This window comes from Psychrobacter sp. 78a-MNA-CIBAN-0178 (genome assembly GCF_040309625.1).
Classification (GTDB): domain Bacteria; phylum Pseudomonadota; class Gammaproteobacteria; order Pseudomonadales; family Moraxellaceae; genus Psychrobacter; species Psychrobacter okhotskensis.
This window is the reverse complement of the sequence record NZ_JBEOOZ010000021.1, coordinates 40,704-58,054: the sequence shown is the minus strand read 5'-3', so window position 1 is coordinate 58,054 and position 17,351 is coordinate 40,704. Positions and strand designations below refer to the sequence as shown.

The 17,351-nt window shown below is 45.9% G+C and carries 11 protein-coding genes; all 11 read right to left on the bottom strand.

Annotation, left to right across the window (positions count from 1 at the left end; all coding sequences use genetic code 11):
- Positions 1-299: 299 nt before the first annotated feature.
- The gene (locus tag AAEY80_RS11270; protein ID WP_201565563.1) at positions 300-1,535 is read right to left on the bottom strand and encodes an FUSC family protein; all 1,236 of its coding nucleotides are present in this window, start codon (positions 1,533-1,535) and stop codon (positions 300-302) included.
- 249 nt (positions 1,536-1,784) lie between these two features.
- Positions 1,785-3,206: a glutamate synthase subunit beta gene (locus AAEY80_RS11265; RefSeq protein ID WP_025652259.1), complete on the bottom strand. Its 1,422-nt coding sequence runs from the start codon at positions 3,204-3,206 to the stop codon at positions 1,785-1,787.
- 135 nt (positions 3,207-3,341) lie between these two features.
- On the bottom strand, positions 3,342-7,805 hold the full coding sequence (gene gltB / locus AAEY80_RS11260; protein ID WP_101212197.1) for a glutamate synthase large subunit: 4,464 nt from the start codon (positions 7,803-7,805) through the stop codon (positions 3,342-3,344).
- 904 nt (positions 7,806-8,709) lie between these two features.
- Positions 8,710-9,804 (bottom strand): hypothetical protein, encoded by a 1,095-nt coding sequence (locus tag AAEY80_RS11255; RefSeq protein WP_025652257.1) that lies wholly within the window; start codon positions 9,802-9,804, stop codon positions 8,710-8,712.
- 113 nt (positions 9,805-9,917) lie between these two features.
- Positions 9,918-11,057: a 3-dehydroquinate synthase gene (gene aroB / locus AAEY80_RS11250; protein ID WP_201576125.1), complete on the bottom strand. Its 1,140-nt coding sequence runs from the start codon at positions 11,055-11,057 to the stop codon at positions 9,918-9,920.
- Between the two features lie 82 nt (positions 11,058-11,139).
- Positions 11,140-11,700 carry a shikimate kinase AroK gene (gene aroK / locus AAEY80_RS11245; RefSeq protein ID WP_201576138.1) on the bottom strand — a complete coding sequence of 187 codons (561 nt, stop codon included), beginning with the start codon at positions 11,698-11,700 and terminating at the stop codon, positions 11,140-11,142.
- A 269-nt stretch (positions 11,701-11,969) separates the two neighbouring features.
- Positions 11,970-14,330, bottom strand: coding sequence for a type IV pilus secretin PilQ (locus tag AAEY80_RS11240; RefSeq protein WP_350588326.1), 2,361 nt, complete (start codon positions 14,328-14,330; stop codon positions 11,970-11,972).
- 27 nt (positions 14,331-14,357) lie between these two features.
- Positions 14,358-14,891 (bottom strand): pilus assembly protein PilP, encoded by a 534-nt coding sequence (locus tag AAEY80_RS11235; RefSeq protein ID WP_173238725.1) that lies wholly within the window; start codon positions 14,889-14,891, stop codon positions 14,358-14,360.
- Complete coding sequence (locus AAEY80_RS11230) at positions 14,891-15,622, bottom strand: type IV pilus inner membrane component PilO (RefSeq protein ID WP_173238724.1); 732 nt, start codon at positions 15,620-15,622, stop codon at positions 14,891-14,893. The genes AAEY80_RS11235 and AAEY80_RS11230 overlap by 1 nt, the downstream gene beginning before the upstream one ends.
- Positions 15,619-16,278, bottom strand: coding sequence for a PilN domain-containing protein (locus tag AAEY80_RS11225; RefSeq protein ID WP_025652251.1), 660 nt, complete (start codon positions 16,276-16,278; stop codon positions 15,619-15,621). The genes AAEY80_RS11230 and AAEY80_RS11225 overlap by 4 nt, the downstream gene beginning before the upstream one ends.
- Positions 16,278-17,333, bottom strand: coding sequence for a type IV pilus assembly protein PilM (gene pilM, locus AAEY80_RS11220; RefSeq protein ID WP_101212191.1), 1,056 nt, complete (start codon positions 17,331-17,333; stop codon positions 16,278-16,280). The genes AAEY80_RS11225 and pilM overlap by 1 nt, the downstream gene beginning before the upstream one ends.
- Between the last annotated feature and the right edge of the window lie 18 nt (positions 17,334-17,351).

Sequence of the window (17,351 nt, the reverse complement as noted above, 5' to 3'; positions counted from 1 at the left end):
AAAGGTGCTAGGGTTTAGAACGCCTCTTGAGGTAAAATCTAGCTTCGGGTGCGTTGCACTTCAATGTTGAATCCAAGAGGAATAAAAAGGTGGTTAAATCCTAGCTACTGGCTTAACCACGAATAAAGCGATGGTCAAAAAATAACGCCTTTTACCTATTAAAAGATAAAAGACGTCAAAGGTCAAAACATGCTAGCACATAACGACAAAAAAACATCCGAAGAAGATAGCATTTGGCTATTGATAACACTAAGAGACGCTGACAAGTAGTTGCAAGTGGGTGTCAGTATCTCTGTTACTTACAAGTGTAAGTCTGACTCGCCACCCTGCTCTTTCATTCTACGCTGCTCGCGCCTTTGATAGCGCAGACCAGAAGCAGCATACCACTGCGGTTTGGTCACTTGTAGCAGATCACTTAGCTGTCGCAGTTGAGTTTGCAACGTTTGCGTCAGCCAAAAATAGCCCTGCCACTCAAACGTTGCAGTCTGTACGCTAGGATATTCTGATAGCGCAATACGCGTAATCGGTCGAAAGGTTTGATCGCTTGGACTGCGTAGTACTGCTGCGATATGCTGCATGGCTTGTGTCAACTCGTGCTGATAGTGAATCAGTAGCGTATGGTTTTCATCATCGATATCGATATTCGCCAAGCGCGGCGCCGCACTGAGCAATAAATCGATGGTACCGATGATATTGCGGTGGGTACGCTGAATCGTTTCTATGGTTTCTTTATCAATGCCTGATTCGCTTGCAGTGGCAGCGATATGGGGCCGTACTGCGAGTAGTCGCTTGTTTATTTGCTGCAGCGATTTTATCAACGCTTTATTGACAGGCATGTCTGGAGTAGCGCTACTTTGAGGATAAGTTGGGCTAGCTGAGCTTGTCGCCTTAGTATAAACAATCGACTTAGGAGCCACTATTTCAGCATCGATATGATGTCCGACACCAGCATAAAGAGTGCTACAGGCCTCCAAATTATTTGCCAATAAAAAGCGCCACATCAAGGTAGATTTGAGAGGCAAGATCACTGTCACCATGACTGCGATACCCGTACCGATTAAGATATTGAGTGCGCGATAGACGCCATCTTGCGCTATGTTAATTTGATTTAAGTTAGAGACGATCATTAGCATAGTAATGCCAGTCAGTAATCCGGTATAGCCTAGCCGCCTAACCGAAAAATAACCAATAACCCCACTGCTGATTCCAATCAGCAAGTATTCTACCCCTAACCAAGCACCCGTCCCTTTATTGAACCATAAGATCGCAAATGCCACGACAATACCTAAAACTGTACCCAGTACTCGCTCTTTGGCCTTAGTATAAATAGCGCCTTGATACTGTAGCAATCCTAAAATAATAAAGACGGTGATCGTCGTCCATTCTCCGTGCGGAAAACGGCTTATTTGATTGGCTAACAGCGCAAGTACGATAGCTGCACCTATACGTATGGCATGCAAGATATCAGCGTGCTGATAGCGCGCATAAGGCTCAATAAATGGTGCGGTAAAGCGTTGCCAAATTTTTGGTTTCACGCACAGGTACTCTTATTAATTGAAGAATATATAGTCAGTAAAAAGTAATATCGAACCATCACGCACTGCTGATATCGATTTTTCTTGCTACTCTAATTTTCGTGAATGGCATTAGACGTAAAAGACTAAGCGTTACTTAGACATTAGCAGCATAACCAGCTATCAAAAAAACGTCTTTTGCCTGTTAAAAGGTAAAAGACGTTTGAGAACAAAGCAAGGCAATCAGTCACTGGATGTAAATCAAACCCATTAAACCTCTAAGAAGTCCAAAATACCTTCAGCGGCTTCACGCCCTTCCCAAATGGCGGTTACGACCAAATCAGAACCACGTACCATATCGCCACCAGCGAAGATTTTGGGGTTTTTGGTTTGGAATTTAAAGGTTTGCTTTTCGAGAGCCAAAACACGACCAGAGCTGTCCATCGCCACTTGCTGTGACTCGAACCAATCGGCAGGACTAGGACGGAAGCCAAAGGCCATAATCACTGCATCACAAGGGATAATCTCTTCAGAATTTACAATTGGCTCTGGACGCTGACGACCACGATTATCAGGCGCACCTAAATGGGTCGTCACGACTTTTACGCCTTTGACCTTACCATTTAAGCCAATGATTTCGGTTGGCTGACGGTTAAATAAGAACTCAACACCTTCCTCGCGGGCATTGACTACTTCGCGGCGCGAGCCTGGCATATTTTCTTCATCACGGCGATAAGCGCAGACGACTTGCTCAGCGCCTTGGCGGATACTGGTGCGATTGCAATCCATTGCTGTATCACCGCCACCGAGCACCACCACTCTTTTGCCTTTAAAATCGATATACTCTTCGGGATTTTTTTCCCAATCGTTACAACGGTTCACGTTGGCAATCAGGTAATCTAGCGCATCATAGACACCGTCTAACTCCTCGCCAGCGAAGCCGCCACGCATATAAGTGTAAGTGCCCATACCCATAAACACCGCATCGTACTCGCCTAATAGCTCATCGATACTAACGTCGGTACCGATTTCTGTCTCTAGACGAAACTCGATACCCATGTCTTCAAAGATGACCCGGCGATTGCGCATGACGTCTTTTTCCATCTTAAACTCTGGAATACCAAAGGTTAATAAGCCGCCGATTTCAGGACGTTTGTCAAAGACAACTGGTTTAACGCCATTTCTCACCAAGATATCTGCACAGCCCAAACCTGCAGGTCCTGCGCCAATGATAGCGACTTTTTTGTCCGTCCAAACCACGTCAGACATATCAGGTCGCCAGCCAAGCGCAAAGGCGGTATCGTTAATATACTTCTCAACATTACCAATAGTGACCGCGCCAAAGCCATCGTTCAGGGTACAAGCGCCTTCACATAGGCGATCTTGGGGACAGACACGGCCGCAAACCTCAGGCAAAGTATTGGTACGGTGGCACAACTCAGCAGCTTGGAATATCTGCCCTTCGGCGGCCAATTTGAGCCAGTTAGGAATGTAATTGTGTACAGGACACTTCCACTCGCAGTACGGGTTACCACACTCAAGACAGCGATGTGACTGCTGCGCCACTGGCTCACTCTCGAATGGTTTATAAATCTCGACAAACTCCGTTGAGCGCGTCGCGATGTCTTTTTTAGTCGGCTCAAGCCGAGGCACATCTAAAAACTGAAAACTATTTTCTAAGCGTTTTGCCATGGTGTTATCTCTTTTATAGTGGGTGATAACAGCCAATACCTGCAGCCTCAATGAGGCAAATTTACGGATAAGGGCTGTCATTTACCTGCTCAAAACCTATGAGTTAAGATGCTCGTAAACCTATTACTGACTGAGCTACTGTGGGTCAGCCATCGTGGTCTTAAGCAAACTTGCAATGTTCGCCGCTTTTGGCTTCACCAAGTAAAACTTGCGCACGTAATGCTCAAAGTCAGCCAAAATAGTCTGACCCCACGCGCTACCAGTTTTATCCACATGAGTCTCAAGCACTTGTTGTAAGTGAATACGATGACCTTCCGTCTGCTCGCTTGAGATACGGTTTAAGTCAATCAATTCATGATTACAACGATCAAAGAAGTCCCCTTCCATATCGAGCACATAAGCGAAGCCGCCCGTCATACCCGCGCCGAAGTTAAGACCAGTACGACCAAGAATAGTCATGATGCCGCCCGTCATATACTCACAGCAATGATCACCCGTGCCTTCGATGACCGCATGCGCGCCAGAGTTGCGCACCCCGAAGCGCTCGCCTGCTGTGCCCGCTGCGTACAACTTACCACCGGTTGCGCCATATAGACAGGTATTGCCGATAATAGCGGTATCTTGCGCGGTAAAGCTAGAGTCTTTGGGTGGATAAATGACAATCTCGCCACCTGCCATGCCTTTGCCCACATAGTCATTGGCATCGCCTTCTAGCTCAATATGTAAGCCACCAGCATTCCAGACGCCCAAACTCTGCCCAGCAGTACCCGTCAGATGCAGTTTGATTGGCTTCTCATTCATGCCCAGATTGCCCCATACTTGCGCAATCTCACCTGAGATACGTGCGCCAATGGAACGATCACAATTACCGACGTAATAGCTATAATCGCCGCCATTACCTTGACGAATATTGAGCAGCATATCGCTAATCATTTGCTCCGCAAGCAAGCCTTTATCAAACGGCTCATTACGCTCTACCTGACAGGTCTGCGCTTTGCCGCTACTAGCCGGATGGCTAAATAACAGCGGCGACAAATCTAAATGGCGCTGTTTATCGGTATTACCTTCTAGCACATCAAGCAAGTCTGTCCGTCCGACCAACTCCTCCATGCTACGCACACCCAATGCAGCAAGCCACTCACGCGTTTCGGTGGCGACAAACTTAAAGAAGTTAATCAGCATTTCTGCTTCGCCAATGAAATGCTCGTCACGCAGTTGGGCTTTTTGGGTGGCAACGCCCGTCGGACAGTTATTGAGATGGCAAATACGTAAATACTTACAACCAACAGCAATCATCGGCGTCGTACCAAAGCCAAAGCTTTCGGCACCAAGGATAGCGGCTTTAACCACATCAAGACCAGTTTTTAGACCACCATCGGTCTGGATACGTACTTTGTCGCGCAACCCATTGACGCGTAATGACTGATGGGTCTCGGCAAGACCCAATTCCCACGGCGAGCCAGCATGGTGAATAGAGGACAACGGTGACGCTGCCGTACCGCCATCATACCCTGAGATCGTGATCAAGTCGGCATAAGCTTTTGCCACACCAGTAGCAATAGTACCAACGCCCGGACGTGAGACCAACTTGACCGAAACCAAGGCGTCTGGATTGACTTGTTTTAAGTCAAAAATGAGCTGTGCCAAATCTTCGATAGAATAAATATCATGATGCGGCGGCGGTGATATGAGCGTTACCCCCGGCACAGAATAGCGCAGACGAGCAATCAAAGCATTGACCTTACCGCCCGGCAACTGACCACCTTCACCCGGCTTGGCGCCCTGCGCGACTTTAATCTGCATGACTTCTGCTGAGCGTAAATACGCTGGGGTCACACCAAAACGACCCGAGGCGACTTGCTTAATTTTTGAGTTACGTAAGGTACCATAACGTACAGGATCTTCGCCGCCCTCACCAGAATTTGAGCGCCCACCAATGGTGTTCATTGCCATCGCGATGGCTTCATGAGCTTCAGGAGACAACGCCCCTAACGACATACCAGCCGAATCAAAACGGGTTAAAATTTTGGAGATATCTTCGACTTCATTAACATCGATCGGGTTGTCCGTCTTCAACTGCAATAAGTCACGCAAGGTGGCAACCGGACGACTATTGACCAAATCGGCATAATGACGATAATTGTCATAATCACCCGTACGTACAGCGGTATGCAGGCTATTAATCACATCTGGATTAAAGGCATGATATTCTTTATTAAAGACAAACTTCAATAAACCACCTTGATCCAGTGGCGCACGACGTTTAAAGGCATTGGCGGCTAGCTGTGCTTGATCAGCAGCCAAGTCTGCAAAGGTAGCGCCTTTAATACGGCTTTGTACGCCTTTAAAACACAAGCTCACGACTTCTTCAGAGAGACCAACGGCTTCAAATAACTGTGCACCGCGATAAGAGACAATGGTAGAAATACCCATTTTTGATAAGATTTTTAGCAAACCTTTATCTAAGCCCTTACGGAAATTAACCCGCGCTTGAATCGGATCGCCCAATAGCTCACCGGTTGCAACCAAATCATCAATGACATCATAAGCCAAATATGGATAAACACAGGTCGCGCCAAAGCCAATCAATACTGCTATTTGATGCGAATCGCGCGCGAGACCCGTCTCAATGATTAAATTGGCATCAGTACGAATACCTTGACCAATGAGGTAATGATGCACCGCACCCGTTACCATAATGGCATTGGCCGGTACTTTTTCCGCATCGATGTCTTTATCAGACAACACAATCAACGTCTGCCCTGCCCGAATGCTGCTGGCCACTTGCTCACAGATAGCAGTGATGGCCGCTGATAGCTCTAGGGTGCGATCATAGTTTAGGTCAATACGGGCAACCTTAAACGCTGGATCATCCAAAGTTTCAAGCTGCTGCATTTTGCTAGCGGACAATACAGGCGACGATAAGATAATACGGTGTGCATCTCGCGCAGATGGCGCAAACACATTGGTTTCAGCGCCCAAGCAAGTCTGTAGCGACATGACGATCGACTCACGCAGTGGATCAATCGGTGGATTGGTCACCTGAGCAAACTGCTGACGGAAAAAGTCCCCGACATGGCGAATCTGCTGTGACAGTACTGCCATGGGCGTATCATCACCCATCGAACCGACTGGCTCTTGCGCATTTTCGGCATTAGGCCGAATGATTTCTGTGCGCTCTTCATTGGTAATGTGATACATTTTTTGCAGCGCTTTTAGCTTATCACCGCGGCAAGCTTGTGCTGCCAACTCTTCTTCTAAGCGCTCATCATCGCGGATACGAGTGGCTTCTTCGCGTAACCATTTACGATAGGGATGGGCTTTTTTCAATAAGGTCGCAATCGCTTTGGTATCTAAGATTTGACCAGTTAAAGTATCAATGACTAGCATCTGACCTGGTCCTACCCGACCTTTTGCCAGTACATCCTTTGGCGCATAGTCCCAAACGCCTACTTCTGACGCCACAGTGATATAGCCATTTTTAGTCGTCACCCAACGTGAGGGGCGTAGACCATTACGGTCAAGCATACAGACAGCATAGCGTCCATCTTGAATCACAAGACCTGCTGGGCCATCCCATGCTTCCATATGCTGCGAGTAAAACTCGTAAAACGCCCGCAAGTCCATATCCATGCTATCGACATTTTGCCATGCTGGTGGCACTAGAATAGACATCGCATGGAACAGATTCATGCCACCAGACATAAGCACTTCAAGCATGTTGTCTAAGCTTGACGAATCAGAGCCCGTGCTATTAACCAGCGGTGTTAGCTCATTCAGATTGGGTAATTTAGCAGATTTTAATTTTGGTGTGCGTGCCTCAGACCAGTTACGGTTACCGGTAATGGTGTTTAATTCGCCATTGTGCGCAAGATAGCGAAACGGCTGTGCCAATGGCCAGCGTGGTAGCGTATTGGTTGAAAAACGTTGATGAAATACCACAATATGGGATGCCAAACGTTGATCTTGGAGATCTAGAAAAAACGCTGGTAGATCTGATGGCATCACCAGACCTTTATAAATAATAGTCTGACAGTTCAGCGAACAAACATAAAACAGCTCGTCATCGACCAGACGTTGCTCTGCTTTTTTACGCGCGACAAACAGCTTACGGTTAAAATCATCCGCATCTAAATTATCAGGCGCATTGACAAACACTTGCTTAAAGTCTGGCAAGGTTTCACGACCAATCTCACCAACGATACTCAAATCAAGTGGCACATCACGCCAGCCAGCAACCTCTAAGCCTTCAGCGATAATCTCTTCGGCGAGTACCTGCTGGCTGTGCTGTGCTTTGGTCTCATCTAAATTGACGAACACCATACCCACAGCAAAGTTATCCGTCACTGTTAACTGTTGCTCGCTAGCAATGTCTTTAAAAAAAGCGGTCGGCGTTGCCAGTAGCAAGCCACAACCATCACCCGTCTTGCCGTCAGCAGCAACACCACCGCGATGGGTCATACAGCTGAGACTATGAATAGCCGTTTTTACCAAATCATGACTGGCTTGTCCCTCAATATGAGCAATCAAACCAAAGCCACAGTTATCAGAAAAGTCATCCGGCGTGGCCAAATGCGTATGGGAAGAAATCATTGACATAGCTTGTCCTTTTAAGTAAACGGGCAGCTTATATATCCAATGCGGAACATAAACTGGTGACCGCAGGCAGAACGGGCTGGTAGGTAAATATTCGTATATCCGAATTAATAAATGACGTGCAGCTCAGTAGATAGTTATGTTGTGAGCGTGAGATAACCCCCTGACTCTCACAGTCGCTTGATAGTCTGATAACAGACAAACGGTGTTATAACAAAATGCACCAATAAATAGTCAGTAACCGCCCATGGCAACTGGATAAAATAATATCCCGTATACCAGTTACTCACTCGTCAGCACGTGCCTTAACGTTTGGCGTTATATCCTACTAGCGCGGCTTAGTCGACGGCTAGTTGAGCATGCGAAAATATGACATTTGACTAATTTTGAATATCAGACGCTCTATATTCAAGCGCCTTAATGACCCTAATAGCAGTGACAATAAGAGGGATTTTGCGATTTGCAATAAGCTTACTGTCGATGGCAAATCGCTGCGCTTGAGACAACAATCGCTTAGTACGCAACTATATTATCACTAATAGTACGTAACCAAATGACTGTGCGTTAAATCGTTATTTACGATAACTATACAGAGCGTTGCCCATAGTCATCTTAGTTAATGACGGACAAAAAATCTAGTCTTTTCTGTCGATTCATCAGCCAGATTTTGTAAGAGCTTATATTATGAGTTGCTAATAAACAGTCAATAACTCACTGCAATGGCTTTTACAGCTATAGGATACGAGGGTTTTTAAAGCTGCTTTGACGAAGTTCTTTTAACCTCTATCTTGGTTAGTTGTCTAACAAAATAGGCAAGTATGTAAATGAGCAGATAGACAAACATAAAAAAACCTCACTAAACAAACGTTTTAGTGAGGTTTTTTTAGGGCATAGCACTAACCAAAAATTAATTGCTTTTTTCTTCGATCAGCTCTTTTATACTGTCATTATTGGCTTTAGGCGCACTACTATTGCTGTTTTTATTAGCGGCATTCGAGCCATTATTTGTACTATTAGTCGAACTTGGCGGCTTAGGCGTTGGTACAACCGGCGGTTTTTTTAGCGTGCTATTATCAATTGTAGGTTTTTTGGCAGCTTGCTCAGGCTTACGAGTATCATCGTTTTTAGCGCTCGGAGCGGTCAGTGTTTGCTCTTCATTGCCGACGGTACGCTCTTCATTGACCGATAGGGTCGCAGAGGTATCGACCGATTGACGAATGCTTTCATCATTACTATTGTTAGCCGCTTCTTGACCACTACGACTGGTATTATTGCTTGCTGCTTGCTCATTAGCACCATCACTATCATTAGCTTGCACTTTCTGACGGACTGGCACTTCACGTTTGGTCGGGCGCAAATTTACAGAGCGCGTGCGTCTCGCACTCAAGTCTTTCACCGGATCAGGGCGCTCATAATTGTCGATGATACTGACGTAGCGATTGATCTCTTCAGGTAAGACACGCACATTGGCCGGCAGCCTAAAGTCAATCAATTTGGCAGCACCAACGGCCTCTTGCGGGCTGCTCATCAAACCATAAGTCAGCATATAACGGACTTGATTGTTGTCATCAAGGTAGCGAAAGTAGGAAAATTTCGCACGGTCTTCCCGACCTTCTAAATAACTGACGATCACCTCGTTTTCCGCAACATTCATGACCTGTACAGTCCATTTGCCTTTGTTAGCCAGCAGATAACGCTTGTCTTTAAACTCATCAGGATAACTGCGCAAATCACGAACGGTCGCATCAAAATTGATCGGCTGCACGTCCGTATCCAGCTCATGCAATGATTCAATGGCCAATGGCTGCTCAAGTTCGGTGCTCGTTGTTTGCGGCGCAGATATCGGCGCATTTTCAATCTTGGCACCCATCGCTGGCGTTTGACTAAACATCCAAACCAAAGCGGTGACGACGCCTAGCAACAGGGTCACCAACAACCAAATCAGTGCTTGACGGCGATATGATTGGCCAGCGTTACGAGTCGACGAGCTAGATGCTGCCATGAGGATGTCCTTGGTGAAATAGAGTTAAACGCTTTAAACCTGTGCTCATGCCAATACAGTAGTGACTAACAGCTCCATTGCAATGGTTCGCTTGCAAGGGTTTAGTGATATCACTAAATTTGACGTTCTGATGAGCTGTGCTGTGACAATACGTCAGTAAGAAGCTCAGCATCGAAATCATTGGTTAATACCGCGTCACCCAGTGATTTTAACAAAATAAGGCGGATTTGTCCGTGTTTCACTTTTTTATCATGCCCCATCAAGTCTAAAGCCGTCTGAACATCAATAGCAGGTGGAGTGATAGGTAAATTGGCCAATGTCAAAACGCGTTTAATACGAGCCACGTCTTCGCTCGTTAACCAGCCAATTTTTTGAGACAGCTCGGCTGCTTGTACCATACCAGCGGCAACCGCCTCACCATGCAGCCAATTACCATAGCCTTCGTGGGTTTCGATCACATGACCAAAGGTATGACCGAAGTTTAATAACGCCCGTACACCCGACTCTCTTTCATCTTGCGCCACGACATCGGCTTTGTATTGACAGCAGCGTTTGACCGCCTCGCCAAGTACTGCCAAATCTAACGCCATCATCGCTGGTAAATTGTGCTCAAGCCACGTTAAAAATTCCGCATCCATAATAAGTGCGTATTTAATGACCTCTGCAAGACCTGCTGATAGCTCACGTGCTGGTAAGGTTTTTAACGTACTCATCTCAGCAAGTACCATTTGCGGCTGCCAAAAAGCCCCAATCATGTTTTTACCTTGCGCGTGGTTGATGCCTGTTTTACCGCCCACGCTTGAGTCCACTTGCGACAACAGCGTGGTTGGAATTTGGATAAAATTGACCCCGCGCATAAAACTAGCCGCTGCAAACCCAGTCATATCACCAATGACGCCGCCACCGAGCGCTATCAATGTCACATCCCGATTGAAGTGCTCGGCCATTAACGCATCATAAATCTGATTGATACTCGTCTGATTCTTATACTGTTCGCCATCGGGGAGTATACAAACCTTGACGACGAACTGCTCTGCCAATGGCTTCTCTAGAGCGGTTAAGTACAGAGGTGCAACCGTGTCGTTAGTAACAATTAATACTTGTCGACCAGTAATATAGGGCATGACTTGCTGAGCCATAGTGCTTGATTCATTGCTACTTTGCTCAGTGCTACTTTGTTCAGTAATGACAATAGGATAATCATGACTGTGCGTGTGTACGGTTAAGCCATCATGAAATAGCGGCGTTGCCATGAAAGTCTCCTTAAGCATTTTTTAATGAGGTCATATTAGCTGACTGAGTATCGTTATACTTACATTCTATTCTTTTTTGCTATCAATCTTCTTGAGATTCTGGCGCTATAGAAGGCGTGTAAGAAAACGATTCGAGTTGCTGTAATAATTGATTAACCATATGACGAGGGTAGGTATGACCAGTAGGCATGATGATATGAGCCACTTGCCGATATAATGGATCGCGGGTGCGGTATAAACCTTGCAAGATTTTTCTAGGGTTGGGCTGTTGTAGTAAGGGTCGCGACTTATCTTTCGCCGTACGTGCCATTTGCACATCGACTGGTGCATTAAGATAAACCACGATACCGCGCTGCTTCAAGAACTCGCGGTTTTCCGCAGACATAACAGCACCACCACCCGTTGCCAAGACAATCTGCTTTTGTTGGCTCAGCTCATCGATAGCACGTGTCTCACGTTCACGAAAGCCCGCTTCACCTTCTTTAGCGAATATCCAAGCAATATCAGCACCCGTTTGCGACTCGATATACCAATCGCTGTCTACAAACGTCCGCCCCAACTGCTTGGCAAGCAATCGGCCAATTGTGGTCTTCCCCGCTCCCATCGGCCCTACTAAAAACACCGACGGTAATTCCTCCACCATAATACTCACTCAGCTAAATTAGGTATGATACAACGTCATTGATATTCTGGCTAGTAATGAGCCGTTAATATTGTTATATCAAACCCAAAAAACACGGTTGGCGGTGTCAAACTCGCTTAATTTACCAAATGTAGTACTTGCATTCGTTTTCCTTGTTACTTTGATTTTTGGGAGTAGTGTTAGTAAAATGTCGCTAATCTCAAAATTTACCCATAAAAAAGCAAGCACTAAGGCTTGCTTTTTTGCATTAATAACTGATAGTACACTTATTAATTTAAACGGCTAACACCATCGTTAATCAGTTTTGGTGTGACAAATATCAGTAGCTCTTCTTTAGAGTTACTACGTACGTCTTTACGGAAAGCTCGACCAACATACGGTAAATCACCTAAAAAGGGTACTTTAGACACCTCATTGGTGGTACGATTTTTAAAGACACCACCTAGCACGATGGTTTGACCATCTTCAACGATAACGTTGGTCGAGATTGAATCTTCAGCGATCGCTACCTGATTATTGATAATAGTCGGTGTGCCGTTAGTGATAACCAGTTGCAAGCCAATTTTACCGTCTGGTGTAATGTTCGGTGTCGCTTCTAAACTCAGTGCGGCTTCTTTAAAGCTGGTCGTGGTTGCCCCACTGGCCGATGCTTCTTGGTAAGGAATCTGCGTACCCGATGATACTTTGGCCGTTTGTTTGTCCGCTGTCAAAATCTTCGGTGTTGAGATGACCTCACCACGGTTGTCGGCTTGCAAGGCTGACAACTCAAGATCTAGCATCACATCGGACATACTCAGCAAACCAAAAGCGATACTACCCGCTGGATTGGCAACGCCTAAGTCAACGTTTAAGTTATCAGGACGGCTGATATCGTAAGAAGGATAGGAAACCGTTTGACCGTTAACTGTCGTCGTTTCAATATCAAAATCCTTCAAATCTGCCAAAGTCTGATTACTACCACCGACCAGTAGGCTACGGTTATTCGCCGCGCCATTCGATAGGATGCCCCAACGAACACCAATCTCTTTACTAAAGCTATCAGTCGCACTAACGATACGCGCTTCAATCATCACTTGACGAACCGGTATATCAATTTTGCTGATAAGCTTATGGATATTTTCGATACTATCCGCCACATCTTTGATAATCAGAGTATTAGTACGTTCGTCAACCGTGACCGTTCCACGATTAGATAATAAGGTATTATTGGCACTGGAATTGGCGTTGCCAGTATTGCTGCCACCAGATGAGCCACGACCTTTCGAGATAAGGGTTAACACATCTTGCGCTTTTGCGTAGCTTAAGCGAATATATTCGGTGCGGAGTGGTGCATAAGATTCAACCGCTTGCTGCGCTTCAAGCTCACGCGCTTCTTGTTCAGCAAGTTCCGTAGCAGGCGCGACTAAGATCACCCTACCATTCTCACGTTTGCCCAGATTTTTACTTTTTAGAATAATATCAAGCGCTTGATCCCAAGGTACGTTGATTAGGCGCAAAGTGATATTGCCTGCTACCGAATCACTAGCGACGATATTCATATCTGTGAACTGCGCTAAGATATCTAAGACACTACGGATTTCTACATCTTGGAATTCCATAGACAGCGCTTCACCACTATATACTCTCTCTTCTAGGGTTGGCTCTCGTAGCAGCTCAGGTTTGCTGATACTAACATTTAACTGGTTACCCGATTGATAAGCTTGATACTCATAGTCTTCAGTCATATTAATGGTAATGACCCCATTTTGACCTTGGTTTTTAGTATCAATACTATTTACGAGACCACTATTAATATTCAAGCGACGTAATAAATTTCTGGGCACCGTGCTGCCAGTCAAGCGTATGACCAGCTTGTTACCTTGGCGCTGCACATCCACCGGGATCGCTTCATTGGCAAGCGCAACACTGACATTACCGCCGCCGTTATTTGCTGCCGAAAAATTCACAGCCGTCAAACCATCATAGCTATATTGCTTACTAACTTGAGAAGCAGCAAGCTGTGGATTTAATAGCGGATTAACTCGCACGATCATCGTATCCGTCGGCACTTGGTTATTAATCACAGTCGTGCTGGTTGCCGTTGTTCTAACTGGGGCAACAGCTACACTACTGGTTTCTACAATCGGTGTAACTACTGCAGTCGTAGTAATGGCGTTATTGTCATTGAGTACGTCTTGAATCGGGTCATTGGTTATGACTGGACGACTGGGGTCAGTCAGGGTCAACAGTAGATCATTACCGTCAATCGCCGTCGTATAGTTGCCTGCTTGTTTAAGCCCAACAATCAGACGCGTGGTGTTGTCGCTGCTTAACGTAGTCACGTCGTTGACCATACCAATGTTGTATTCGCTAAAGCGACTGGCAAGCCCGTTTTGCACTTGCTCAAAATCCAACACCAAACGGCTAGGATCATCAAGCTGATAAGCGGCAGGTAATACCGGCAAGCCTGCAAACCCTAAACGCATTTGTGTCACTGCTGGTGCCGTCTGTACTACAGAGACATTGTCGATGCGCTGGGCAGCATGGGCGCTACTATTAACTGCTACCATGCCGATTGCCAATGCAGAGATGGCAAAAGCAGAAGAGACGCGGTTGCTCATCATCATTACCTTGTTATTGCGTACTGTCATTATTTATTCCTCAAAAAATCTGCCGACTTAACTTATAGGGGAGACCAACGACTGGGGCTTTTCAATAAACCCGGCGCGACTGTCTGGCACAATTTCAATCAAATTAATCTGAGTCGGCGTGATTTCAACAATACGGCCGTCATTTAATCCAAGATAATCACCTACTCTCACACTAGCCACTGAACCATCAGGACGTTGTACGAGTGCATATTGCTGACCTTCAGGCGAAATTACGACGCCGCGAAAAGTCAGCTGTGACAGCTCATATTGCTCAAGTGGTTCTTTGACTCTAGTGATATCAGGGCGTACGCCATCGATAGAGGTACTAGGACCTTGTACATTGACTAAGCTTGGTGGCAAAAACGGGCTGCGCTGCGTACTGGCACTATAGACAAAATCTTCTACCAGTTCAGCTTTTGGCGGTGGCTCGATAGGCTGCGCGGGCTGATTGCGAATATCTGTCATCGCTTGCTCTGCCATACCAATACGGTCACTACAACCTGTCATTGATAAAACAGCGGTGCTTAAAATCAGTAGCATGGGCAATTTTTGAATAGTCATTAGTTGCCTCCTGCAGCATCAGTTGTAGCAGCATCAGTCGCGACGGCTTCTTCACCTTCAGGTGCCGCCTCTTTTGAGCGATAGGTTTTGGTTTGTAATACCAAATTCAGCTCCGGCAACACATCCAAAGTAGGTTGTGGATTACTGACTTCAAAATCGTGCATGGTAATAATACGTGGTAAAGCAGCAAGTCCACTGAGAAAGCTACCAAACTGATGATATTCCCCTAACGCTGCAATGCGAATAGGCTGCTCAATAAAGAACTCATTTTCAATTTCAGGCTCTACAGAAATATCTTGGAAACGTATATTACTGCCAACGCCCGTCATATTGATACCCTCTACCAGCTCTGACACACGCGTGTCTTTTGGCAGTTGGTCAAGTAAGGTGTTAAACTCCGTTTCCATCTGGACAACCTGTGCTTGATAAGCCTTTAAATGACGCGCCCGTGATTCTTTTTCACGGTAGCTGTCAAGTAAGGTTTGCTGCTGACTTTCAGCTGCAGTAATCTCATCAATTTTGCTGCTAATCGGTAGCGCCCACGATAGCGCGGCTATCAGAGCAACAATAAATCCAATCACCGTTATCTTTACTGGAAGAGGCCAGCTGCCGTAGTTTTCAGAATCTAAAGACTCAAAACTGCGGCGAAACTCATTCAAGTCAAACTGTTTTTTAGGATTGACAGCCGTCTTTTTGGTTTTAATTAGGCTTTTTTTACGGCTAAGTTTCATAACTCACCTCCAAGCCCAGTAGTTGCATTAGCATCTGCAGGTACCGCCGTCTCTGATTGTACCTTGGTCGTTACGACAAACTGCACATAACTGTCTTCAGGATAAACAGGGCGTGGCTGTTCACCAGTCGTAACCGTTTCATTGAGCGCAGGTGCTGGTGCATAAGCGCTGATATTTTGCTGAATATTACTGACCGCTGAATTGCCCATCCATTTGCTGCTATCAAGATTACGAATCAAACTTGATACGACATTTGGATTGTCCGCAAGACCTGTCAAGGTAAGGGTGTCACCTTCACGTTTTAGATTATTTAGATAAAGCGCAGGAGGAATGGCTTTGGCCAAATCATCCCACAGGCGTACAGGGACGGGACGTCTACCTTGCAAATCTTGAATCACCTGCATACGCGATATGATATCTTCGCGGCGTTGCTCTAGGCTATCAATTTCAGTCAACGCTTTGTCTAAGCGGGCGTTCTCTTGCTCAATCAGGGCATTGGCATTGCGTTGTTCATCAAGCTCATTATTAAAATAGCTCCACGAAGCGAACGCTGCTAACAAGGCGAGTAAAGTTACCGCCACTACTAGGGTAAGAAATTCTTTGTTACGACGTTCGCGCTCTTCTTGCCGCCAGGGCAATAGATTAATACGAGCCATTAGTCGAAGCTCCTTAACGCAAGACCGCACGCGGCCATTAAACTCGGTGCATCAATGACCAACTGCTCATTATCAATGTGCGGCGCAATGGTCATATTGGTAAATGGATTGGCGATACTGACCGTCACACCCAGTTTTTGTTGCGCCATACCAGCAAGACCGGCAATAGAGCTACTACCACCGGCGAGCACGATATGATCAATACTGCTGTATTGGCTCGAGGAAAAGTAAAACTGTAGGGAGCGGGTGATTTGTTGGATGGTATTTTCTATAAAAGGAGTCAACACATCAGGATAATAGTCATCTGGCAAGGTACGTTCACGTTTGCTGATATTTGCTTCTTCAGCTGATAGTCCATAGCGATTTTGTATCGCCTCTGTGAGTTGAGAGCCCCCAAACAATTGCTCGCGACTATAGATAAACTCACCATTCTTAGCAATATATAAAGTGGTTTGATTATGACCGATGTCGACCAAAGCGACCAATTCTGGCATGTTTGGTAGGTTATCCGCCATTAGGCCAAAAGCGCGTTCGATAGCATGGGTTTCAATATCCATTACCTTGGTTTGCAGGCCCCCAAAGGTCAAAGCATCTACTCTTTGGTCAACATTTTCCGAGCGTGAGGCCGCAAGCAGTACTTGCACCATCTCATCATTGATCAAAGACGGGCCCAAGACTTCAAAGTCCAAATTGACATCTTCTAATGGATAAGGCACATATTGATCCGCATCCAAACGAATTTGTGCTTCGCGCTCGACATCGTTTAGCACCATATCCATATCAATGATTTTGGTAATTACTGCTGAGCCTGAGACGGCGGCAGCGGCGTCGCTGCCAGCTACCTGACAGCGTCTCGCCAAACCAGCTATAATGTTACCCACTGCCTCAGTATCTACAATGAGTTTGTCGACGACTACGCCTTCCGGTAGTCTTTCAATACCATAGGATTTCAGATGAAATATCCCTTGTTGGCGCTGTATGTCGACCAATTTGACTGAAGTGGCACAGATATCTATGCCAATCAAATGTCGACTTTTGGAAGTAAATAGCCTCACAAACTCTATACCTTATAT